This window comes from Mesorhizobium sp. M0862, assembly GCF_040319795.1.
Lineage (GTDB): Bacteria > Pseudomonadota > Alphaproteobacteria > Rhizobiales > Rhizobiaceae > Mesorhizobium.
In genome coordinates, this window is sequence record NZ_JAMYOJ010000022.1 from 22367 (window position 1) to 45289 (window position 22923).

22 protein-coding genes are annotated in these 22923 nt (G+C 64.8%); 6 read left to right on the plus strand and 16 right to left on the minus strand.

Translation table 11 applies throughout. The features are described 5' to 3' along the window. Positions 1-179: 179 nt before the first annotated feature. Positions 180-2033, plus strand: a complete 1854-nt coding sequence (gene mutL / locus NKI15_RS26175) for a DNA mismatch repair endonuclease MutL (protein WP_352514943.1) — start codon at positions 180-182, stop codon at positions 2031-2033. Positions 2034-2058: 25 nt separating this feature from the next. Here the strand turns inward: mutL and NKI15_RS26180 are convergent, their stop codons facing one another. Both NKI15_RS26180 and NKI15_RS26185 read right to left on the minus strand, forming a co-directional pair. Beyond that, positions 2059-2850: a hypothetical protein gene (locus NKI15_RS26180; RefSeq protein ID WP_156933766.1), complete on the minus strand. Its 792-nt coding sequence runs from the start codon at positions 2848-2850 to the stop codon at positions 2059-2061. A gap of 80 nt (positions 2851-2930) precedes the next feature. Beyond that, complete coding sequence (locus tag NKI15_RS26185; RefSeq protein WP_352514942.1) at positions 2931-3824, minus strand: DMT family transporter; 894 nt, start codon at positions 3822-3824, stop codon at positions 2931-2933. Between the two features lie 113 nt (positions 3825-3937). On the opposite strand from NKI15_RS26185, the gene NKI15_RS26190 reads away from it, so the two are divergent. Next, the gene (locus NKI15_RS26190) at positions 3938-4843 is read left to right on the plus strand and encodes a LysR substrate-binding domain-containing protein (protein WP_352514946.1); all 906 of its coding nucleotides are present in this window, start codon (positions 3938-3940) and stop codon (positions 4841-4843) included. Positions 4844-4860: 17 nt separating this feature from the next. On the opposite strand, the gene NKI15_RS26195 is transcribed toward NKI15_RS26190, so the two are convergent. Next, a complete protein-coding gene (locus NKI15_RS26195) occupies positions 4861-5466 on the minus strand; it encodes a hypothetical protein (RefSeq protein ID WP_352514941.1) in 606 nt (201 codons plus the stop codon). A 112-nt stretch (positions 5467-5578) separates the two neighbouring features. Between NKI15_RS26195 and NKI15_RS26200 the strand changes: the two genes are divergently transcribed. Then, positions 5579-5812 (plus strand): DUF2093 domain-containing protein, encoded by a 234-nt coding sequence (locus NKI15_RS26200; RefSeq protein ID WP_023694434.1) that lies wholly within the window; start codon positions 5579-5581, stop codon positions 5810-5812. Positions 5813-5872: 60 nt separating this feature from the next. Here the strand turns inward: NKI15_RS26200 and NKI15_RS32005 are convergent, their stop codons facing one another. The 8 genes from NKI15_RS32005 to epmA all read right to left on the minus strand — a co-directional run bounded on the left by NKI15_RS32005 (position 5873) and on the right by epmA (position 13276). Continuing rightward, the gene (locus tag NKI15_RS32005; protein ID WP_502898715.1) at positions 5873-6370 is read right to left on the minus strand and encodes a PM0630 family protein; all 498 of its coding nucleotides are present in this window, start codon (positions 6368-6370) and stop codon (positions 5873-5875) included. Positions 6371-6445: 75 nt separating this feature from the next. Beyond that, positions 6446-7474 (minus strand): tetraacyldisaccharide 4'-kinase, encoded by a 1029-nt coding sequence (gene lpxK / locus NKI15_RS26205; RefSeq protein ID WP_023734236.1) that lies wholly within the window; start codon positions 7472-7474, stop codon positions 6446-6448. Continuing rightward, positions 7475-8791 carry a lipid IV(A) 3-deoxy-D-manno-octulosonic acid transferase gene (gene waaA / locus NKI15_RS26210; protein ID WP_023671577.1) on the minus strand — a complete coding sequence of 439 codons (1317 nt, stop codon included), beginning with the start codon at positions 8789-8791 and terminating at the stop codon, positions 7475-7477. Further along, on the minus strand, positions 8788-9576 hold the full coding sequence (locus NKI15_RS26215; RefSeq protein ID WP_023682942.1) for a lysophospholipid acyltransferase family protein: 789 nt from the start codon (positions 9574-9576) through the stop codon (positions 8788-8790). Before NKI15_RS26215 ends, waaA begins: the two co-directional genes overlap by 4 nt. Positions 9577-9581: 5 nt before the next feature. Further along, complete coding sequence (locus NKI15_RS26220; RefSeq protein WP_023682943.1) at positions 9582-9827, minus strand: DUF4170 domain-containing protein; 246 nt, start codon at positions 9825-9827, stop codon at positions 9582-9584. Positions 9828-9895: 68 nt separating this feature from the next. Next, complete coding sequence (locus NKI15_RS26225; protein WP_352514940.1) at positions 9896-10702, minus strand: 3'(2'),5'-bisphosphate nucleotidase CysQ; 807 nt, start codon at positions 10700-10702, stop codon at positions 9896-9898. Further along, complete coding sequence (locus NKI15_RS26230; RefSeq protein ID WP_023709712.1) at positions 10689-12032, minus strand: TldD/PmbA family protein; 1344 nt, start codon at positions 12030-12032, stop codon at positions 10689-10691. Before NKI15_RS26230 ends, NKI15_RS26225 begins: the two co-directional genes overlap by 14 nt. 197 nt (positions 12033-12229) lie before the next feature. Beyond that, positions 12230-13276, minus strand: a complete 1047-nt coding sequence (gene epmA, locus NKI15_RS26235) for an EF-P lysine aminoacylase EpmA (protein ID WP_023700603.1) — start codon at positions 13274-13276, stop codon at positions 12230-12232. A gap of 129 nt (positions 13277-13405) precedes the next feature. Here epmA and efp point away from each other — a divergent pair, with 129 nt between their 5' ends. The 3 genes from efp (at position 13406) to NKI15_RS26250 (ending at position 16334) form a co-directional block, all read left to right on the plus strand. Next, the gene (gene efp, locus NKI15_RS26240; protein WP_023682947.1) at positions 13406-13975 is read left to right on the plus strand and encodes an elongation factor P; all 570 of its coding nucleotides are present in this window, start codon (positions 13406-13408) and stop codon (positions 13973-13975) included. Between the two features lie 71 nt (positions 13976-14046). After that, positions 14047-15507 (plus strand): phospholipase D-like domain-containing protein, encoded by a 1461-nt coding sequence (locus NKI15_RS26245; RefSeq protein ID WP_023705755.1) that lies wholly within the window; start codon positions 14047-14049, stop codon positions 15505-15507. A 26-nt stretch (positions 15508-15533) separates the two neighbouring features. Beyond that, the gene (locus tag NKI15_RS26250) at positions 15534-16334 is read left to right on the plus strand and encodes an endonuclease/exonuclease/phosphatase family protein (RefSeq protein WP_023671569.1); all 801 of its coding nucleotides are present in this window, start codon (positions 15534-15536) and stop codon (positions 16332-16334) included. Position 16335: 1 nt separating this feature from the next. On the opposite strand, the gene NKI15_RS26255 is transcribed toward NKI15_RS26250, so the two are convergent. From NKI15_RS26255 to NKI15_RS26275, 5 genes are all read right to left on the minus strand, one after another. Then, entirely contained in the window at positions 16336-18303 is a 1968-nt protein-coding gene (locus tag NKI15_RS26255; protein ID WP_023705754.1) for a glycoside hydrolase family 127 protein, read from the minus strand. Between the two features lie 38 nt (positions 18304-18341). Continuing rightward, a complete protein-coding gene (locus NKI15_RS26260; RefSeq protein ID WP_352514939.1) occupies positions 18342-19199 on the minus strand; it encodes a carbohydrate ABC transporter permease in 858 nt (285 codons plus the stop codon). Continuing rightward, entirely contained in the window at positions 19199-20119 is a 921-nt protein-coding gene (locus tag NKI15_RS26265; RefSeq protein ID WP_352514938.1) for a carbohydrate ABC transporter permease, read from the minus strand. Before NKI15_RS26265 ends, NKI15_RS26260 begins: the two co-directional genes overlap by 1 nt. Before the next feature lie 330 nt (positions 20120-20449). After that, positions 20450-21682: an ABC transporter substrate-binding protein gene (locus NKI15_RS26270; protein WP_502898717.1), complete on the minus strand. Its 1233-nt coding sequence runs from the start codon at positions 21680-21682 to the stop codon at positions 20450-20452. A gap of 127 nt (positions 21683-21809) precedes the next feature. Beyond that, on the minus strand, positions 21810-22865 hold the full coding sequence (locus NKI15_RS26275) for a LacI family DNA-binding transcriptional regulator (protein WP_352514936.1): 1056 nt from the start codon (positions 22863-22865) through the stop codon (positions 21810-21812). Between the last annotated feature and the right edge of the window lie 58 nt (positions 22866-22923).

Consider the following 22923-nt stretch of genomic DNA (forward strand, 5'->3'; position numbering starts at 1 on the left):
ATGTCGCGTCACCCTTCAAGCATTGGAGATTGGCGAAAGCCGTCGTGACATCTGATCTCCCTCCTTGCGGGGGAGATGGCCGGCAGGCCAGAGGGGGGGTGCTGTCCCGCTGGCGTCTCCAATGTCCGGCATTCATTGAAGCCTTCCGCACACCCTTCGAATCCGCCTATAATACCCCCATGCCCATTCGCCAGCTTTCCGAAACGATGATCAACCAGATCGCCGCCGGCGAAGTCATCGAGCGTCCGGCGAGCGTGGTGAAGGAACTGGTCGAAAACGCGCTCGACGCCGGCGCCTCCCGCGTCGAGGTCGTCACTGCCGGCGGCGGGCTGAACCTGATCCGCGTCACCGATGACGGCTCCGGTATCCCCGAACAGGAACTGGCGCTGGCCATTGCGCGCCACTGCACCTCGAAACTTGCCGACAACATTCATGATATCCGCTCGCTCGGCTTCCGTGGCGAGGCGCTGCCGTCGATCGGTTCGGTGGCGCGGCTGTCGATCCGTTCGCGCACGACCGCAGGCGTCGCTGCCGCCGAGATCGCCATCGAAGGCGGCCGCGTTTCGGCGGTCAAACCGGCGGCGGCCAATCGCGGCACAACGGTCGAGGTGCGCGACCTGTTCTTTGCCACGCCGGCGCGGCTCAAATTCATGAAGGGCGAGCGGGCCGAAAGCTCGGCCACCAGCGACGTGGTCAAGCGCATCGCCATCGCCTTCCCCGCCGTGCGCTTCACGCTGGCCGGCTCGGACCGCTCGACGCTGGAATTGCCGGCGACCGATGACAGTACCGAGGGCAGCCTGCGCCGCGTCGCCCAGGTGATGGGCGCCGAGTTTCCCGACAATTCCATCGCTATCGACGCCAGCCGGGACGGCGTGCACCTGACCGGCCACGTCTCGATCCCGTCCTTCACCCGCGCCAACGCGCTGCAGCAATATGCCTATGTCAACGGCCGTCCGGTGCGCGACAAGCTGATTGCCGGCGCCATTCGCGGCGCTTTCGCCGATGTGCTGCCGCGCGACCGGCACGCGGTGACCGTGCTGTTCCTGACGCTCGATCCGGCGACCGTCGACGTCAACGTCCACCCGGCCAAGGCCGATGTGCGCTTTCGCGACCCCGGCCTGGTGCGCGGGCTGATCGTCGGCGCCATCCGCGAGGCTCTGGCCAATGCCGGCATCCGCGCCGCCACCAGCGGTGCCGCCGGAATGATGGCGGCGTTCCGGCCGGGAGCCGCCTCATACGCCCATGCGGGTCCTGCCAACGGTCATCGCAGTTATGACGCGGCCTACCGGGCCTCGGGCTTTTCGGGCTTTGACCGCTCGCCACAGCGGCCGCTGGATATGGGATTTGACGGCGCCGGCTTCCGCGAAAACGACCAGGCTGCATTCGACGCCGGTCCGCTCGCCAGCGCCGATACGCGTGCCGGCTCAGCCGAGCCGGCCGAGACGCTGCTCGGCACCGCGCTGGGCGCCGCCCGCGCGCAGGTCCACGAGAACTACATCGTCGCCCAGACGAGGGATTCGCTTGTCATCGTCGACCAGCACGCGGCGCATGAGCGGCTGGTCTACGAGGCGTTGAAGAATGCCCTGCACTCGCGCGCGGTGCCCTCGCAGATGCTGCTCTTGCCGGAGATCGTCGACCTGCCGGAGGAGGACGCCGAGCGGCTGGCCGTGCATTCCGAAACGCTGGCCCGGTTCGGCCTCGGCATTGAGCGTTTCGGTCCCGGCGCGGTGGCGGTGCGCGAGACGCCGTCCATGCTCGGCGAAACCAATGTCCAGCAATTGGTGCGCGACCTTGCCGATGAGATCGCCGACAACGATACCGTCGAGACGCTGAAAGAGCGGCTGGACAAGATCGCCGCCACCATGGCCTGCCATGGCTCGGTGCGCTCCGGCCGGCTGCTCAAGGCCGAGGAGATGAACGCACTGCTGCGACAGATGGAGGCGACTCCCGGCTCCGGCACCTGCAACCACGGCCGCCCGACCTATATCGAACTCAAGCTCGCCGACATAGAGCGGCTGTTTGGGCGGCGGTGAGCACAAGCCAGGTCAGGCCACACGCTCAATTCACCAACAGGCGATAATCCTTGAACCTATGAGAGAAAACGTAATCCCTTGAGTAACCGGCGCTACCGCCGCGAAAATTCACGGAGATTATCTCGAAGCTTCTCCCAACCTGTTTTTGAACATTCATGTAGATGGGAGTCATCAGCATGCCGGCATCGCAATCGTCGTCATCGAAAGCGATTGCCTGAACGACCTTCTTTTTCTTCTTATCGATGACCCGCAGCTTATTCATGCAGACGAGAAAGCCCGCTTTCTCGTAGACCCCGGCAAATCTGTGGGTTGCTGTCTGCGCCCAGAAGGGAATCTCGACGGTGCCGTCAACCTTCGCCTCACCGGTATCGTCGAGGTTTGCGACCTTCTTCAGCGTGATCGGGAACTTGTCCGAGCCCTTGCTCCAAGTCCCTGTTGCGCCGCTTTCGCCAAGGTCGAGAGAAAACGGACATCCGGTGGTGCCAACGGGCGTTTTCGATCCCATGACCAGCACCCGGTCGAACTCCCTGTCGTCCGCAATCTCGCAAAGGAAGACGCTGGTGCCACTGATCTTGCCGTACACCGCTATCGGGCTTTGCTTCGCGTCGTGGAAATAGCTCCCCTCGACCGTAATCCCGCTGCCGAAACTGTCATATCTCTGCAGCGATAGGTGGACGGGGTTAGGTCCGATGGAGCCTTCGTAGTTTTCGACCTGATACCAGCCCGCGGCGGCTTTCCCGGTCAGCAGCAAAACGCAAAAAAATTGCCGATATGAACAGTCTTCCCATTCCGTCCCCCAGTGAAGGCAGCGTACCATAGCTGTCCTTCCTCTGGGTGTCTGCATTCTGATGGAAGCGGTTCTCGGTTTGAGTCCGAAAACAGCTCAAATCATTTGTTTTAACGCTTTAAATTCACCACGATCACGCCGCCCAGCGCCAGGGCGCCGCCGAGGATACCAAGTAGCGTCGGCACTTCGCCCAGCCAGAAGAAGCCGATCAGGGCCGACATGGGCGAGACCAGATAGAGGAAGTTCGACGCGCGCGCTGCCGGGAGGCGCGACAGTGCGGTTGCCCATGCGGCATAGGCGATCAGGCTGGGCACGATGCCAAGAAAGATCACGGCGCCGATACCGGCCGTGTTGGCGGCCGCGGCCTGCGCAAAGCCGCTTGGCAGAAAGGGTGCCAGGCAAAGCGCGCCAAGGATCATGTTGGAGGCCGAAATGGTCAGCGGGTGATGGCGGGCAAAGAGCGGCTTCTGGACGATCGTGTTGATGGCCGAGCACAGCGCGGAGCCAAGAACCAGCAGCGCGCCGGTGTCGAAACTCAAGCCATTGCCGTCGGCCACGGCGATGATGCCGATGCCGGCGAAAGAAATCGCCGTGCCAAACCAGGCCCAGCTTGAGAAGCGCTCGCCCAGCAATGCCATTGCCATGATGGCGGTGAAGATCGGGCTGACATTGATGATGAAACCGGCGGCACCCGCCGACACGGTCAGTTCGCCGAAATTGAGCATGACAGTGTAGAGCGCGACGAAGATGGCGCCGCCAAAGACCAGGCGCCACACTTCGTCGAGCCTCGGCAGCGCCGGGCGCTTGACGGCAAGAAAGATCGCCGCCGGCACCGCGGCAATGGCAAAGCGCAGCGCACCGAGTTCCAGCGGCCCGAAAGCGGCGAGGCCGGCACGGATCGCCGGAAAGGCCGAGGCCCAGCCGACCACCGTCAACGCCACGGCGATGGCCGCCGTGGTGTCCATCCGCTGTGTCGGATTCGACGTGCTGGTCGTTGCGCTCATCTGCCTGTCCTCGGGTTCCCAGAGTGTTGAAAGGCAGAAAGCGCCTTTTCGGCGCAGTTGACAAACGATCAAATCGAGGATCACCTGTGACTGTGGATCACAGCTCAGACACAATGGTGCCGCTCGAGACCCTGCGCGCCTTCGATGCGGCGGCGCGAACGGGGAGCTTTTCGGCCGCGGCCGAGAAGCTCAACATCACCCACGGCGCCGTCAGCCGGCAGATCGCCAAGCTGGAAGACTGGCTGGGCCTGAAAGTGTTCGACCGCGGCGCGCGCGGCGTCTCGCTGACCATCGAGGGCAACCGCCTGCATCTGCGCACGGCGGAAGCCTTTGCGCTGATCTCCAGCCATTCCGACCGCTGGGTCGAGCCGCGCGGAACCGCCGTGGTGCGGCTGACCTCGATACCCTCCGTCAGCGGGCTGTGGCTGATGCCACGCATGGCGGCGCTGGAGAACAATCCCACCAAGCTGCGCATCGTCCTCGACGTCGACATCCGCCAGGCCGACCTTGCCGATGAAGGCATCGACCTGTCGGTCCGCTGCGGCCGCGGCGGCATTCCGGGCCGCATCTCGGTGAAGCTGTTCGAGGAACATGTCTTTCCCGTCGCCGCGCCCGGCCTTGCCCACGAGATCGGTCGCGGCGACCCGGCCCGGCTGCTCAAATTTCCGCTGATCAACGATTCCGACGCTTCGGGGTGGCGTGCCTGGTTTGCCGCGCAAGGGATGGACTACCGCCCGCGCCCGCAGGATCGCCGCTTCGAGGACTACAATCTGGTGCTCGACGCCGCAGCTTACGGGCTCGGCATCGCGCTGGCGCGGCCACCGCTGACCGGACACCAGTTGGAGGCAGGCCGCATCGTCGCCGTTGACGAGCGCACGGCGCTGAACCCGGTGTCGTACTGGCTCGACCGGCCGCTGGGGCGGCCACGCACGGCTGCCGCCGAACTTTCACGCCGTATCGCTGTCGAGGCGGGGCTGGCGATGGACAAGATGGAAGCATTCCTCGAAGCCGAGCGATAGCGGCGATCGTTCGGTGCTCAGCGAAGCACCAGCAGGGCTAGCCCGACAATGGCGACGGCCAGAAACCCGGTTGCCAGCGCCATCAGACCGACACGCGTCTGCTGTCGGCCTTGCGGCTGGGCCGCATCATTCGGCCCAGACGTCGCCTGCTCCCGCTTCATTGGCATATCGGTGGTGGCAGCGCGGCGCTGCGGCGAAACCACGGGTGCGAGAAGCGCAAACCAGGGCAGTCCTGCGGGCTTTGCGGCAGCGCCATCTTCGGCCTTGGCCGACGGCAGCGGCAGACCGCGCTGTGCATCGTCGTTGGCTGGCGTCGCCTTGCCTATCGCAGCCGCTATTGGCCCGGAAACGTCGGGCGCCTCGACGCCAGGTTCAGCAAGGGCCAGATAGGCTTGCAGGACCTCGGCAGAACCCGTCTGCTGCCCCTTTGCGGTGGCTGCGGACAACAGCGCCTGCAGCGCCGGCGCCGCTGCCGGCTGCAAAGGCGCGCCGGACGGCGTCGGCGGCTGCACCAGCGCCTTTATAAGTGCTGCTTTCGCCGGATCGGCCTTCGCCGACGGCAACGCTGCCAACATCATGGCCTCACGCAGCAGCGCGGTCAGGCGGGCGGATGAAATGTCCATGCCGGTCCCATAAGAATGGTTTGGAGCGACAATAGCGCCTCAGCATTGCGTCAAGCTTGACCTTGCCGGCAATTTATGGCGATGAAATCAGCATGAACCTTGGCACCACTCCATGATGAACCGCTTCGAAGGCCCCGGCGGCAAGGAAGCCCGTATCCGCTATCTCGACGGCGACTTCCAGGTCACCAGCCCCGGCGCCTTCGTGCGCTGCGCGGTGACCGGCGAGAGCATTCCGCTGGACGAGCTCAAATATTGGAGCGTCGCCAGGCAGGAGCCCTATGTCAGCGCCGCCGCCTCGCTGCGCCGCGAGATCGAGATGCATCCGGACCTGCGCAGCCGGGGTTAGATCGGCACACCGGAAAGCAAGGCTCACCGTCGATCTGATTTTCCTGGAACGCCTGCAGGACTATGGCTTTGAGGATGCCGGCGCGTTTTCGACCGAAAAGTCGAATTTATGAACAAGCCGATCTCCGACAAGCACTTTGATGGAATACGGCCCGATCGGATCACCCTCGGCCATGCACCAGCCATGCGAGATCCATCCGTCCTGCGGTTTGTAGAACATGGTGGTCTCGGAGACCCTTCGATCGCCCGATAGCTTGCTCAAGCTGTATTCGTTTCCGTCGATACCACCCCACTGCCTGGGCTCCGCGGGAAGCGCGAACACCTCGGTGACCGATACCAGTCTGTCGCCTTGCGCCAGAAGTACGCGCCATTTCAAAGCAGGCGCTATCGGGGATAAGCGGTACAATGTTTGAGGGCCGAACGTGGGTAGCACCGTCCGCTTCGGTGACCGAGACCAGAAATTCGCTGTCGGTCGCGGTGGGTGCCTGCGCCGAAGATGGGTTCGCCATCGCCACAAGAACAAAGCCCACAAAGAGTGCCCGCAACCTAACCATTCCACCCCCCGCGCTGAAGCCGGTCTGACTTATAATAGTGATAAGCGGCGAGAAATATCCTGTGTCAACGCGGGAGCGCCCTACCCTCGCAGCCGGCGCTGTCTCCAGGCATCCAGCGTCTCGTCGATGATGCGCTCCGGCACAGTGTCGAGTTCGAACGTGGCGTCGATCTCCAGCACGGCGAGTTCAGCGAGGAAATCGGCCGGGGCAGCGCCGTGGCGCAGCCGGGCGGCGTCCTTGGCGGTGGTGACGAGGCCCAGTCCATCGCGGCGCGCGGTTGCCGCCAGTTCCGCGAGTTCATCAGGGGCATAGAAGTGATGGTCCGGAAACGATCGGCTCAGCGCCACTTCCGCACCAGTGCCGCGCAGCGTGTCGAAGAATTTTTCGGGGTGGCCGATGCCGGCAAAGGCGAGGAACCGCCGGCCGGCGAACCGCTCCTTGGCCGCGGGCTCGGCATGCGCCTCGAAGATCGGCCGGCCGGCGCGCGCCGCTTGGCGCACGACCTGGTCGGCGGCAGCGCCCTCGCCCATCTTCAACAGCCCGTCGGTGAACACCAGTTGGTCGACGATGTTGGCTCTCAGCGGACCGCCCGGAATGACCCGGCCGTTGCCGATGCCGTAACGGGCGTCGACGACGACCAGCGCATAATCGATATGGATGCGCGCGCTCTGAAAACCGTCATCCATGATCAGGAAATCGCAACCATGGGCTTCCAGGAGCAGCTTGGCGCCGGCAGCGCGGTTGGGGCTCACCGCAACCGGCGCGTGCTCGGCCAAAAGCAGCGGCTCGTCGCCGACATGCTTGGCAGCGTCGTGACCGGCATCGACGACATGCGGCTGCGCGAACGAGCCGCCATGGCCGCGCGACAGGAATCCGGGATTGAGTTGCATGCGCCTGGCCTGCTTTGCCAGCGCGATGGCGACCGGCGTCTTGCCGCTGCCGCCGACGGTGAAGTTGCCGACGCAAAGCACTGGCGCGTCGATCTTTTCACGTACCGCCCGATGCATGCGGCGGCCGGCGACGATGCCATAGACGGCTGATAGCGGCGACAGCGCAAAGACCCGCCAGTCCGGCGCTTCCCACCAGAAAGGTGGTGCTTCCGACGCCACCTATCGCCCGTCGGCGCCCTTCAGGCGCGACTTGACGATCAATGGCTGGATATAAGGCTCGAGCGACTTCAGCGTGTGCGCCAGCGCACCGCGCATCTGGTCGACTGTGGCGGCACCGGCCGCCATCATCTCATGGCGCGCAACTTCATTGCTCAGCAGGAAATTGACGGCGCCGGCCAGCATGTCGCGGTCGCGCACCAGCTTGGCGCCGCCGCTGTCGAGCAGGCGCTGATAGGCCTCGCGAAAATTCTGGACGTTGCGGCCGGCCAGCACAGCGGTGTCGAGCATGGCCGGCTCCAGCGGATTCTGGCCGCCTTCCGAGGTCAGCGAGCGGCCGACAAAGGCGATTTCCGTCAGCCGGAGATAAAGCCCCATCTCGCCGATCGTATCGCCAAGGAGGATATCGGTGTCGGCGGTGATCCGGTCGCCCTTGCTGCGCCGCGCCAGCTTCAGGCCCATGCCGGAAATCTGTGCGGCCAGCGCTTCGGCGCGGTCGGGATGGCGCGGGACGATAATCGTCAGCAGGCCATGGTGGCGCTTGTAGAGCGTGGCGTGGACTTCCGCCGCGACCACCTCCTCGCCGTCATGGGTCGAAATTGCCGCCCAGGTCGGGCGGCCGGCGATCTGGCGCTTCAGCGTCGCCAGCGCCCGTTCGTCGACGGGGGGCGGCAAGGTGTCGACCTTGAGGTTGCCGGACACGGTGACCGGCCGGGCGCCAAGCGCGCGAAACCGTTCGCCGTCGACATCCGACTGGGCAACGACGTGTGCGAGGTTCTCGAACAGCGCCTCGGCGATGTTGGCGCGCTTCTTCCAGGATTTGAACGAACGGTCGGACAGCCGGCCGTTGACCAGCACCTGCGGCACGTGTCGGGCGCCGAGCTCGAGGATGGTCATCGGCCATATCTCGGATTCGGCGATGATAGCCAGGTCCGGCCGCCAGTGATCGAGAAAGCGGCTGACGGCCGGCTTCAGGTCGAGCGGAACATATTGGTGGATGATGCGGTCGCCCAGCCGTTCGTCGGCAACCTGCGCCGAGGTCACTGTTCCCGTCGTCAGCACGATGTTGACACCGTAGTCGAGGATGCTTTGCACCAGCGGCACGACCGCAAGGGTCTCGCCGACGCTTGCCGCATGGATCCAGATCACCGGCCCTTCGGGGCGCGGCCGCCCGGCAACGCCGTAGCGCTCACGGCTGCGGCTGCGGTCTTCCTTGCCCTGCGATGTGCGCCAGGCGACATAGGGACCCATCAGCGGATAGGCGGCTGCACCGGCAAGGCGGTAGGCCGCCAGGAAGGCGCGCGCCCAGCCGACGCTCATGGCCTGCCGTCCACGAGCCGATAGGCCTCGGCGGTTGCGGCATTGAGCGCGGCCGTGACTTCCTGGCGCTTGCGCTCCATTTCGGCCTCGTCGGCATTGGCCGGCACGAAAACCGGCGTTCCGATGACGATCGAGGAGCGGCCGAACGGCAGGTTGATGGTGGTCTTGTCCCAGCTCCTTTCCAGCACCTTGCGGCGGCTGGTGGCGATGGCGGCAGGCATGATCGGCCGGCCGGAAAGGCGTGCCAGCAGAACGATACCAAGCCCCGCGTCGCGCGGCGTGCCGTGGGGAATGTCGGCGATCATGGCGACGTTCTTGCCGGCCACGAGTGACTTTTTCAGGGCGATGAGCGCCTTGGCGCCGCCCTTGTCGAGATGCTTCGTGCTTTCACGCCCGCCGGAGCCGCGCACCGCCTCGATGCCGAATTTTTCGATCATCAGCGCGTTGAGTTCGGCGTCGGCGCTGCGCGAGACCATGGCGACCAGCGGCCGTCCCTTGGGATAATAGGCTGGGGTCAGCAGATGCTGGCCATGCCAGAGCGCGATGATGCCGGGTTCGAATTCGGCGTAGTCGCCGCCTGAAAATTTAGCCGAGCCTTCGACCACGCGGTTGGTCAGGCGCACCAGGCGGACGAACTGGGCGAGCAGGCTGACGATCATGCTCTTGACGATTCGCGACTGCGCCAACGGCTCGCGGATCTTGCGCCAGAATGTCTTCGAACTGCCGCCGCGTCTTCTTCGGACCGCGGCGCCGGTGGGCTGCCCTTTCACCGCTTCATGCTCCATCGCTGTCAACCGGCGGCCTTGCTTTCAGGGTCGAGCAGCCGGTGCAGATGGACGACGAAATAGCGCATATGGGCATTGTCCACGCTGGCTTGCGCCTTTGCCTTCCACGCGGTGTGCGCGGTTTGATAGTCCGGATAAACGCCAACGATGTCGAGCGCGTCGAGATCGCGGAACTCGGTGCCTCCCAGCTTCTTCAGCTCGCCGCCGAACACCAGGTGCAAAAGCTGTTTCTTTCCGTCTTCCGCGGCCATTTCGGTCCTTCACATATTGTGAGTTTGCGACAGGTCTAGCCCAAAGCTGCCGACTTTGGAACCTTCGATCACGCTTCCGTATCGGCAATGACGCCGGCAAGCACGGTCAGCAACTGCCCGCTGCCGGCGACCAGCGCGCCGTGACGGATGATCTCCCCGGCATAAAGCGGCGCGCGGCCATGGCCGTCGAGCACGGCGCCGCCAGCCTCGCGCAAGATGAGATCGGCGGCGGCGATATCCCAGTCATGCGCGTTGGGCTTGACGAAGGTGGCGTCGAGCGTGCCGTTGGCGACCATCGCCAGCCGGTAGGCGAGCGAGGGAATGTGCGCCGCCCGCCGCACCCGGCTTTGCCATTGCGGCGGCATCAGGTCGATCAACTGCTTCAGCCCGCCGATCTCGACCGTCTCGCCCAACTGGCGCACGGCAATCGGCTTGCCGTTGCAGAAAGCTCCATGGCCAGGCAACGCCCAATAGGTTTCGCCCTTGGCCGGACATTCGAGCACACCGGTGAGCGTGCGGCCGTTCTCGACCACGGCGACGCTGACGCACCAGGAGCGCAGACCTTCGAGGAAGCCGCGGGTGCCGTCTATGGGGTCGACGACAAAGGTGCGCCGCGCCAGAAGCCGCGCCGGATCGTCAGTCGTTTCCTCTGATAGCCAGCCATAGTCCGGCCGCGCCGCAAGCAGGGTCTCGCGCAAATAGGCGTCCGCCGCGTGGTCGGCTTCGCTGACCGGCGAGGTGCCGCCCTTCATCCACACTTGCGGGTTCTTGCCGAAATAGCGCATGGCGATCGCGCCCGCCTCGCGGGCGGCGTCGCGCAGCAGATCGAGGTCGTCCGAGGCCCCGGCCGATATGACCGGGTCACGCTCCGGCAAGGGTCATTCCTTCGATCAGCAGCGTCGGTGCGGCGGTGCCGAAATCGCGGTCAAGATCGCTCGCCGGCACCATGTTGAGGAACATCGTCTTCAAATTGGAGGCGATGGTCACCTCGGCCACCGGATAGGCAAGCTCACCATTGTCGATCCAGAAGCCGGATGCGCCACGGCTGTATTCGCCGGTCACCATGTCGACGCCCTGGCCGAACACTTCGGTGACATAAAAGCCGGATTTCAGCGACCTGATCAGGTCTTCCGGCGTCCTGTCGCCCGGCTCGATGGCGAGATTGGTCGAAGACGGCGATACCGACGAGCCGCTGCGCGCGCCGCGTCCGTTGGTGGTCAGCCCCAATTCCCGCGCGGCGGACGTCGACAGGAACCAGTGCTTCAGCACGCCGTTCTCGACCATCAACAGCTTTTCGCCCTCGACGCCTTCGCCGTCGAACGGGCGCGAGGCCTGGCCGCGACGCCGTAGCGGCTCGTCGGTGACGGTGATGGCAGCCGACGCAACCTGCTTGCCCATCATCTCGCGCAAGAAACTGGTCTTGCGCGCCACCGAAGCGCCGTTGATGGCGCCGGCGAGATGGCCGGCAATGCCGCGCGCGACGCGCGGATCGAACACAACGTTGACCGGACCGGTCGCCGCCTTGCGGGCGCCGAGGCGGCGCACGGCGCGCTCGCCGGCCTTGCGGCCGATCAGCTCCGGCGCGTCGAGATCGGAAAAATGCTGGTTCGAGGAGTATTCGTAGTCGCGCTCCATGCCGGTGCCTTCGCCCGCAATAACGCTGGCCGAACGCGAAAAGCGCGATGCGACATAGTGGCCGACGAAGCCGTTCGACGTGGCCAGCACCAGCCCGCCAAGACCGGCGCTGGCGCCGCTGCCGGCCGAATTGGTGACACCCTTGACTGCAAGGGCCGCTTCCTCGGCGGCAAGGGCCGCTTCCTTCAACTGATCGGCCGAAACCTCGGTGGCGTCGAACAGATCGAGGTCGCGCACCTTGCCAACCAGCAAAGCCGGATCGGCGAGACCCTGATAGGGGTCCTCGGGCGAGACTTTGGCCATGGCCACGGCGCGCTCAGCCAGCGCCTTGGGGTCCGATGCCGCCGTCGCCGAGACGCTCGCCACCCGGTTGCCGACGAAGACGCGCAGCGAGACATCGTCGCCCTCGGACGCTTCGGTGTTCTCGACCTTTCCCAGCCGCACCGACACGCCGATCGAACGGCCGCGCACGGCAACCGCGTCGGCGGCGTCGGCGCCGGCCCGCTTGGCAGCCTCGACCAGTGCCGCGACGCGGTCGGTCAATTTCGCTGCCTCTGATGTATCGGTCATGCGCGTGGTCCTGGCTGAAGCCGCGCCGGGCGGTAGCGGCTGCTGCACCATCTATTGTCCCAATGCGGCTTGTGCAATGGCGCACGGGCAATTGTCCCGCTGCGGCATAGCGCCCAAGCGGCCCGCAAAGCCATCCGCGGCGGCGCCACAGACGCGCGGCTTGACCGGTTTGTGAGTTTAACCGAGGCCGATTTCCGTCAAGGAGTGGCGACCGGCGTCCAGATCACGTCATCGATCCTCGTCGCGCCCGTTGCCAGCATCACCAGCCGGTCGAAGCCAAGCGCCGAGCCGCTGGCTTGCGGCATGATGGCGAGGGCGGCGAGAAAATCCTCATCCAGCGGATAGCGCTCGCCATAGACGCGCTCCTTCTCGTCCATCTCGGCGGCAAAGCGCCGGCGCTGCTCGGCCGGATCGGTCAGTTCGCCAAAAGCATTGGCGAGCTCGACGCCGCAGCAATAGAGCTCGAAGCGCTCGGCCACGCGCTGGTCCTCCGCGCTCGGCCGGGCCAAGGCGGCCTCGGAGATCGGATAGCCATAGAGGATTGTGGCCCGCCCCTGCCCCAGCATCGGTTCGACCTTTTCCACCATCACGCGGCTGAACAAATCGGCCCAGTTGTCATCGTCGGCCGTGCGCAGGCCGGCCTTGACCAGAGCATCATGAAGTGCGGCGCGGTCTGTGCCGCCATCGGCAGAAACGGTGGCAAGAAGATCGATGCCGGCGTAACGCGCAAAAGCTTCCGCCACGCTCACGCGTTCCGGTTCGGCGAACGGATCGGCCTCGCGGCCGCGAAAGCGGAAGGTTTTGGCGCCGGCCCGCTCGGCTGCCAGCTTCAGCAGTTCGGCGCAATCGGCCATCAGGCTGTCATAGGTTTCGCCGACCCGATACCATTCCAGCATGGTGAATTCGGGATGGTGCAAGGGGCCGCGCTCGCGGTTGCGCCAGACGGCGCCCAGGCTGAAGATCCGCCGCTCGCCGGCGGCAAGCAGCTTCTTGCAGGCGAACTCCGGCGAGGTGTGGAGATAAAGCGGCCGGCGCGCGCCGTCGGCGCCGATCGCCTCGGTGGCGAAGGCTGAGAGATGCGCCTCGTTGCCGGGCGAAATCTGCAATGCCGCCGTCTCGACCTCGATGAAGTCGCGCTCGCCAAACCAGCCGCGCATTGCGGCAGCTATGGCGTTGCGGGCCATCAGCCGCGGCCGGCGGTCGGCGTGAACATCCGGCGTCCACCAGGGCGAAGCGCCAGTCATGGGTTTGCCGGGCAACGGAATTGCTGACAGGGCTGGCGGTTCGGGCCAAGATGCGCTACGGCGACGGCTCTCGCAGCCGATTTGCGCCGAACGATCGTTTCAGGCCAACGAAGTCTAGGATTGAAAACCGTGGTGAAGGTCATCGCCAGTTCGCTCCGTAAAGGCAATGTCGTCGACAAGGACGGCAAGCTTTACGTGATCCTCTTTGCCGAAAACATCCACCCTGGCAAGGGTACGCCGGTCACCCAGCTCGACATGCGCCGCATCTCCGACGGGGTGAAGGTTTCGGAGCGCTACCGCACCACCGAGCAGGTCGAGCGCGCCTATGTCGAGGAGCGCGAGCACACCTTCCTCTACGCCGACGCCGAGGGGTATCACTTCATGAACCCGGAAAGCTACGACCAGGTCGCGGTGCCGGAAAGCGTGGTCGGCGACATGGCGCCCTACCTGCTCGAAGGCATGGCGGTGCAGATCTCGCAGTTCAACGGCATCGCCATAGCCCTGGTGCTGCCGCAGCGCGCTACTTTCGAAGTGGTCGAGACGGAGCCGACGACCAAAGGCCAGACGGCGTCCTCGTCATACAAGCCGGCCGTGCTTTCCAACGGCGTGCGCACGCTGGTGCCGCCGCACATCGCGCCGGGCACCCGCGTGGTGGTGATGACGGCTGACGGTGCTTATGTGGAGCGGGCGAAGGACTGACGCGCGAGCGCTTCCGTCCTGGTTGATCCGTTGCATTGCCTTCTGCGGCCGCTGGCTCGATAGTCCTGCCGATGTGGCAGACCTTTGTGACCTACTGGCCTCTGATCCTTGTGATCATTCCGATGCTGATGGCCGCCATCGGCATCGTCCACGCAATCATGACCAAGGAAGACGTGCGCGCCGCCACCGGCTGGGTCGGCGTGATGATCTTGTCGCCGTTCCTTGGCGCGATCATCTATGCCATTGCCGGCATCAACCGCATCCGCCGCGCCACGATCAGCGCCATGCGGCCCGTCGCCGGTGAAGCCGAGACAGCCAAACACGACCACGACATTGCGCTCGAAGCACTCATTTCAGCCGAATTCGGCCAGCGCTTTGCCGGCCTGAAGACGCTAGGCGACAGGGTGGCGCGGCGCGCACTGACGTCGGCAAACGCGATCACGATCCTCAGGACCGGCGACGAAGCTTACGCAGCAATGTGCCGGGCGATAGACAGTGCACAGCGCAGCATTCTGCTCGAGACCTACATCTTCGACAATGACGAGATCGGACGACGTTTTGTCGGATCGCTGGCCGGAGCGGTCCGGCGCGGTGTGACGGTTCGCGTGCTGATCGATGCGGTGGGCGTGCGCTATTCCGTGCCCAGCATTCTTGGGACACTCCGGGAAGCCGGCGTCACCGTCGATCTGTTCAACGGCAACATCGTCATGGGCCTGAGACTTCCCTATGCGAATTTGAGGACGCACAGGAAAATCCTGATCGTCGACGGCGCGGTGGCATTCACCGGAGGCATGAACATCCGCAAGGGGTTCTCGGCTGAATTCGCTGGCACTGCCAGCTCGGCGGATACGCATTTCCAGGTCACGGGGCCGGTCGTGGCCGACCTGTTCGCGGTTGCCGCCGAGGACTGGCGTTTTGCCGGCAACGAGGCGCTCAAGGACGAGGTCTGGCACGTGGCAAAGCCCTCGCCGCCTCCCGGTCAGCCGATCCTGGTGCGGGCGGTGGCGTCGGGGCCGGATGCCAGCATCGAAACCAACCACAAGCTGCTGATGGGCGCATTTTCCGTCGCCCGCAAATCGATCCGCATCATGTCGCCCTATTTCCTGCCGGACCGGGAATTTGTCAGCGCGCTGGTCACGGCTGCCCGGCGCGGCGTCGAGATCGACATCGTCGTGCCCGCGGTCAACAATCTCTTCCTGGTCGGCCGCGCCATGACGGCGCAATACGACCAGGTGCTGAAGCACTATTGCCGCGTCTGGCGCCATGAAGGGTCGTTCGACCATTCGAAGCTGTTGTCGGTCGATGGCGTGTGGGCCTATGTCGGCTCCTCCAACCTCGACGCCCGGTCGCTGCGGCTGAATTTCGAAATCGACCTGGAGGTGCTGGATACCGGCTTTGCCGCCGAGATCGAGGGGCGCATCGGAGCGGCAATCGCTTCCGCCAAACCCGTCACACTCGCAACCCTAAGAGCGCGGCCATTTGTCATCCGGGTTTTTGACCGGTTGTTATGGCTGGGATCGCCCTATCTTTAGAATCAGGACAGATTGAACGCAGGCCTATGGATATAAACGGACGCAGCCTTCCTGAAACCGTGCTCCTGTCGATCCGCGGCAGGAAAGCGCGCAAGGCGAACGCGACGCCGCGCAAGCACATTGAAGGGGCCCAGATGGTGGTCGCCTCCTACAACGTCCACAAATGCATCGGCACCGACCGCAGGTTCGACCCCGAACGGACCGCCCGCGTCATCCGCGAGATCGGCCCCGACGTCATCGCGCTGCAGGAAGCCGACAACCGATTCGGCGACCGCGCCGGGCTGCTCGATCTTGCCCGGATCGAACACGAAACCGGGCTGGTGCCGGTGCCGGTTTCCGGAAGCGGCAAGGGCCATGGCTGGCGTGGCAACGTGCTTTTGTTCAAGCGCGGCACGGTGCGCGACGTCCATCAGATCAAGCTTCCGGGACTGGAGCCCCGCGGCGCGCTGGTTGCCGAGATCGACCTCGACGAAACGCGCACTCTGCGCGTCATCGCCGCGCATCTCGGCCTGTTGCGCCGCTCGCGCTCGGAGCAGGCCCGCGTCGTGCTCGACATCATGAGCAACCAGGATGAAAGGCCGACCTTGCTGCTCGGCGACCTCAACGAATGGCGGCTGGGCAACCGCTCGGCGCTCAAGACGCTGCACGCCACCTTTGGTTTCACGCCGGCGGCGGTGCCGACTTTCCCCTCAGGCCTGCCGGTACTGGCGCTCGACCGGATCATGGCCAACCGGCACGGCATGGTCTCGTCGGTGGAAGCTCATGATACGCCGCTGTCGCGGGTTGCGTCGGATCATTTGCCGCTGACGGCGTTTGTCAGCCTGTAACTCATCCGTCCCGCAGCCAGACCAGCATCTCACCGGGTTCACGGTTGTCCCAGGCAAAGTACGGGACGGCGGTGATTTTCGTTTCGCTCACCGCCGGCGGATCGGTGCGATAGAGCCCGGTTTCCCAGTTTTCCTGAGCTTCCTTGCTGGCAAGTGCCGAAAGCGTGACGATGCCGCCGAGCAGGTTCGGCTCGGCATGCGCCTCGATTTTTGCCGTTCGCGGCAGAGCGATCCGATGCAACTGGCCGGCATTGTCGGTCTCCTCGACGCAATAGATCAGCGGACCGCGCGCAAGTGCGACGCGGCCGATGTCCTGACGCACCTCCGGATTGGCGAACAGACGGGCGATCGACATTTCGAGATCGAGTTCGACCCGGTCGCCCTGGCGCCACTCGCGCCGGATCGCGGCATAGCCGTCGCTGGTGATGCCGTCCAGATCGACCGCGGCGCCGTTGATCTTGAGCGCCGCCTTGCCGCACCAGGACGGGACGCGCAGGTGCAAGGTGAATTCCGCCGGAGCGTCGGCTTCGATCCGGATCGAGACCGCGCCATCCCAGGGATAATTGCTGGTCTGAATCAGACTGACCGCCCGGTTCGATATGTCGAAGCGCGCGGTGCTGTCGCCGTAGAGATGAACGGCCAGCGCGTCGTCCGACAGGCTGTAGAAATAGCTGCCGATGGAGGCGACCATGCGGCCGATATTCGGCGGGCAACAGGGGCAGCGATGCCATTTCCAGCGATTGTGCCTGCCCCGGCTCTCCAGCGGGTTCTCGTAGAAGAACAGCGAGCCGTCGAGCGACAGGCCGGAGATCGAGCCGTTGTAGAGCGCCCGCTCCATCATGTCGGCGTAGCGGGCGTTGGGGCCCATGCCGAGCATGCGGCTGGCCCAAAACACCAGGCCGACCGAGGCACAGGTCTCGGCATAGGCGGTTTCGTTGGGCAGGTCGTAGTCGCTGGTAAAGCCCTCATTGTGCGCCGATGGCCCGAGGCCGCCGGTGATATAGAGGTTTTTGGTGGTGAGATCGTTCCAGAGCCGGTCGAGCGCCACCCTGAGCGTATCGTCGCCATATTCGGTGGCGATGTCGGCCATGCCGGAATAGAGGTACATCGCCCTGACCGCATGGCCGACGACCTTGTCCTGCTCGCGCACCGGCTTGTGCGACTGGTTGTACTCATAGGTCTTGAAATGATAGGCCTTCGGGTCGGCGCCGCGCGCACGCGCCTCCTCGTCGAAATAATGCGGCTGCTGCCCACGCTGGTCGATGAAATACCTGGCCAGGTCCATGTATTTCTGCTCGCCGGTCGCCCGCGCCAGCTTGACCAGCGCCAGCTCGATCTCCTCATGGCCGCAATAGCCCTTCTTCTTGCCCGGCTCCGGACCGAAGGTGTCGGCGATATGGTCGACATAGCGGCACATGATATCCAGCAGCTTGCGCTTGCCGGTGGCCTGGTAGTAGGCGACCGCGCCTTCGATCAGATGGCCGGCGCAATAGAGCTCGTGGCAATCGCGCAGATTGGTCCAGCGCTTGCCGGGCTGGATGCGCTGGTACCAGCTGGAGAGATAACCGTCTTCCTGCTGCAGTCTGCCGTACAGGTCGATGACGGCATCGATCTTCGTCTCGAGTGCCGCGTTCTTGCGCCGGTAGAGCGAATAGGCCGCGGTCTCGATGGTCTTGCCCCAATCGGAGTCCCAGAACATCTGCGTCGTCACCGTCGAGCCGGTGAAGCCGGGGCTGGCCGCCTCGTCGGGCGACGGCGAATGGAACGGAATGACGACGCCCGGCGAGGGCCGGTCCGGGTCGATCTGCTCCAGCATGCGCGCCTCGACGCAGCGCTCGTACAGGATGTCGGCGGTGCGCGACGCCACGGCATCGACACGGTCGCCCCAGAAGCCGCGGACATCGACCTGCGGCACCGGCAGTGGGCGGAAGGCGAGTTTGCCGGGCTTGGCGGATGGTTGAACGGTCATCGTGTCACTCCGTTGGATATTGGTCATTTCACGGCGGGTCATTTCACCGCGCCGGCCATCAGGCCGCGGATGTAGAAGCGCTGCAGCAACAGGAAGAGCACCAGGCACGGCACCATCATCACGGTGACGCCGGCCTGCACGGCGCCCCAGTCGATGGCGCCGAAGCGGCCCGACTGCAGCGCCGTCATCATGATCGGCAGCGTGAATTTGGACTGGTCGGTCATCAGCACGAGTGCGGCCAGGAATTCGTTCCAGGCGCCGAGGAAGGCGAACAGCGCGATGGTGACGATGCCCGGCCAGACCAGCGGCAGCATCACCTTCAGCAGCATGGTGACGTTGTTGGCTCCATCCATGCGCGCGGCTTCCTCGATCTCGCGCGGCACCGCGTCGAAGGCGTTCCGCATCATGAAGATCGAGAACGGCAATTGCAGCGTGGTGTAGACCAGGACCAGCCCGGTCAGCGTGTTGTGCAGGCCGACCTTGGTCAGCACCAGGAAGATCGGCGTCAGGATCGACTGGAAGGGGATCATGATCGTCGACAGGATGACGATGAAGAGCACATCCTTCATGGGAAACCGGAAGCGCGAAAAGCCGTAGCCGGCCAGCACGCTGACGACGACCGACAGGATCACCGTCATCGACGCGACATAGAGGCTGTTTTGCGCCGGCAGCCAGAGGCCGTCGCCAAAGGTGTCGAGCGTGCGGTAGTTCTCGACCGAAAAGCCTGTCGTCGGCCATGGCGGCAGCGGCGGCTGGCGCGCCTCCTGCGCCGGCTTGAAGGTCGACAGCACGGCCCAGACGATCGGCGCGATGAACAGCGCGGACGCGATCATGCCGGTCGAATGCTCGGCGATCCTGAGCCAGAGGCGGCTGCTGCGGCTTCTTGCCTGCGCCATCAGTCGATGCCCTCCGGCTTGCGCAGCAGCCAGAGCTGAACCAGGCTGAGCGCCACCAGTATGGCCAGCAGGATCATCGACAGCGCCGCACCATAGCCGAGCTTGAACGAGACGAAGGACTGGTTGAAAATCCAGTAGACGGCGGTCAGCGTCTGATTGCGCGGGCCGCCGCGCAGGATGATGTAGAACTGGTCGAAGGCGAGGATCGAGCCGGCGATCGACAGGATCAGCGCCAGCGCCAGCGTGCGGCGCATCAGCGGCAGGGTGATGGCGCGAAAGCGCGCGAACGGCCCTGCCCCGTCGATCATCGCGGCTTCCTGCAGGTCGGTCGGGATCGACTGCAGGCCGGTCATCAGGATGATCATGGTGAAGCCCGCCACCTTCCAGACGACCATGGCGATGATCGACCAGAAGGCCGGCTGGAACGTCGCCAGAAGGTTGAACTTTTTCGCCGTCAGGCCGAAATCGTAGGCGGCCGGGCTGAACAGGCCGGAATCGACATTGAGCAGCCACGACCACAGCAGGCTGGCCGAGGCGAAACCGACGACCGCCGGCATGAAGAAGGATGTCCGGTAAAAGCCGGTCAGCCGCCTGGGCTTTTCGATGAACAGCGCCAGCGGAAAGGCGACGGCGAAGATCACGATGGTGACGATCACGGTGTAGTAGGCGGTGAAGCTCAGCGCGTTCCAGAAACGGTTGTCGCGCAGGATCGCCCGGTAATTGTCGAAACCGATGTAAAAATGCTCGCCCATCAGCGGCCATTTGTGCAGCGACATCCAGGCCGTCATGCCGAGCGGGATGATGAAGAATACGACGACCAGCGCCACGGCCGGCGCGACATAGAGCAGGCCGATCCACTGCCGGCGGCCGGCACCGACCAGTTTTCTGGCGCGTGGCGAGGTGGTGGTGGTGATGGTCATTTACCCTCCCCCTTGTGGGGAGGGTCGCTGCGCAGCAGCGGGGTGGGGGTACGGCGCCGGCCTCCCACCCGGACCTGCGGTCCGACCTCCCCGCAAGGGAGAGGTAGGGCGTCGGTGCGATGATTGAGAATGCCAGAGGTCATGCTGCTCTTCCGTTGGATCTCGTAGGGCGGTGGGACACACCTCCCCCACCCCGCTGCTTCGCAGCGACCCTCCCCACAAGGGGGAGGGTAAGGAGCGCCGGCCGCCCGTCCAGGGAGACGGACCGGGCGGCCGGATCAGGACCCGCGACGGCAAGGGCGTTGCACCGCCCTCGCCGCCGGCCAGTCCTTATTTCTGCGCCTGGTCGATGATCGACTGCATGGTCTCTTGTGCATTGGCGATGGCGCCATCGACGTCGTCGCCGAAGACGACCTCGTTGATCATCTGCGTCCACGGACCGTTGGCCGAGTTGATCAGGTCGTTGAACACCACGGAATAGGGCGTGCGGCCCTTGGCCATGGCTTCGGCGGCGATCTGGTAGCGCGGATCGAGATCCTTCAGCGCCTCCTTGGCGATGTCGCCGCGCACCGGCAGGCTGCCGTATTTGGCCAGGATGGTCTGGCCTTCGAGCGAATAGGCGAAGTCGAGAAACTCCTTCACCACGGCGAGCTTCTTGGTGCCCTTGGTGACGACGAAATTGTCGCCGCCGGCAAACGAAGACCAGCCGCTGTCCTTGCCCGGCAGGAAGGTGACGCCATAGTCGATATCCGGATACTGCGTGTTGAGTGCGCCGATGGCGAAGGCGCCGGACGGCGAAATGCCGATATTGCCGGTGGCGAAGGCGGCAAAGAAGTTGGCGCCGGTGTCGGTCTGCGCGCCGGCCGGCACCAGATCCTTCTTGACCATCGAGCGGTAGAGGTCGATGGCGCCACGCAGTTGCGGGCTGTCCAGCGTCGCCTTCGAGCCGTCCTCGGAGAGGATGTCGCCGCCCGAGGCCCAGATCAGCGGCGTGAAGGTGAAGATGTTGCAGCCGCCGCAATTGCCGGAGAAGTAGAAGCCCTTGATGTCGCCACCGAGCGCGTTGACCTTTTCGGCATCGGCCTCGATCTCGGCCCAGTTGGCCGGCCCCTTGTCGGGATCGAGACCCGCCTGCTTGAACAGTTTCTTGTTCCAGATCAGCACCGAGGCGTCGGCCGAGAACGGCAGCCCATAGATGTGGTCCTTGTAGGTGCCGGTCTTGACATGCGCCGGCGACAGGCTGGCGAAATAGGGCAGCGATTTCGCCCAGTCGGTGATGTCCTCGAGCTGGCCGGCGGCGGCAAAGGACGGCGTGTAGATCAGGTCGAGCGACAGCGCGTCGGGCGCCGTGCCGCCGGCGGCGGCGGCGCCATATTTCGGGATGATCTCGGCATTGGGAATGATGTCCAGCTTGACCTGGTTCTCATGGCCCTTGTTGAAAGCATCGACGATGCGCGGCATGAAGTTCGAGCCGTCGGCGCGAACCCAGATATTGGCGGTGTCGGCGGCAGAAGCTGTTGCCAGCGTGCCCAGAATGCTCGCAAAGGCGAGCCCGGCGATCATGGTCTTCATGGTTCTCCTCCTCATGGTTCAGTTCTCCTCCCTGTAACCGCGCTCCCCGCGCGGCCTTTGCTTGATGCATGTCGTTGTCCCAAAACCGCTGCGCACTTTTGGGCGACAGGCATTGGTCTCAGCCGCCCGGCGGACGGCCGCATGACTGACGCACCACCAGCCGGCACGGCAGTTTTCGAATGCCCGGCGCGGCGGGTTGGCCGCCGACGAGCGATAGCAGTGTGAGGCCGGCCTCGCGGCCGAGCGCCGCCAGGTTCATGTCGACCGAGGTCAGCGGCGGGCGGGTTGCCTCCGCCACGATCTCCCAATTGTCGAAGCCGATGACGCCGACATCGCCGGGCACGCCTAAGCCGCGCTCGCGCAGCGCATCGATGACGCCGCGCGCGATCTGGTCGTTGCCGCAAAACACGGCGTCGGGTTTCTCTCCCTTGTTGTTGAAGAGCGTTGGGCTGTCGAACAGCTTTCCGACGGCTTCATGCCCCCAGGCTTCCGACCACGAGCCGAGCAAGGGCTGGGTCGCCGGCAGGCCGTGCGCGGCCAGCACATCCCGAAAAGCCTGCGCCCGCTCATTCACCACGGCAAAACTGGAGGGACCGCTGACATGGGCGATGCGCCGCCGCCCGAGCCGGCAAAGATGCTCGACCGCCAGCCGCGCGCCGCCGGCATCGTCGGAGACGAAGGCGATGGCGCCGGGATCGGGCTGGCTGAAGGCGTAGATCACGGGCACGCCGAGATTGGCGAGGTCGACCGGCAAATGGCGGTCGATGCGCTTGCCGCTGGCGATGATGCCGTCGATGCGCTTGTCCAGCATCGCCTCGACATGCAGCTGCGCCAGCCGCGGATCGTCCTCGACATTGCACATGAACACCGACACGCCGGCATCGACCAGCGCATCGGAAATGCCCGACATGACCGGCAGCGAAAAGCGGCCATATGTATCGTTGGTCAACAGGCCGACGGTAAAGGAGCGCCGCCGCAGCAGGCTCTGCGCCAGGCTGTTGGGGCGAAAGCCGAGCCGCTGCGCCGTCTCGCGAATGCGCTGCCGCGTCTCGGCCGTCATCCGCCCCTGCCCGTTCAGCGCCTTCGACGCCGTGGCCACACTGACGCCAGCCATCGCCGCCACCTGACGCAGGGTGACGGGTTGTTTGGCGGGTGGTGGCGTGTCGGAGGCCATGTTTAGGGTGTCGGTCCTCGGTTTGGGAAAAGGTTTTCTCTTAGTGGCCTGTGGATGC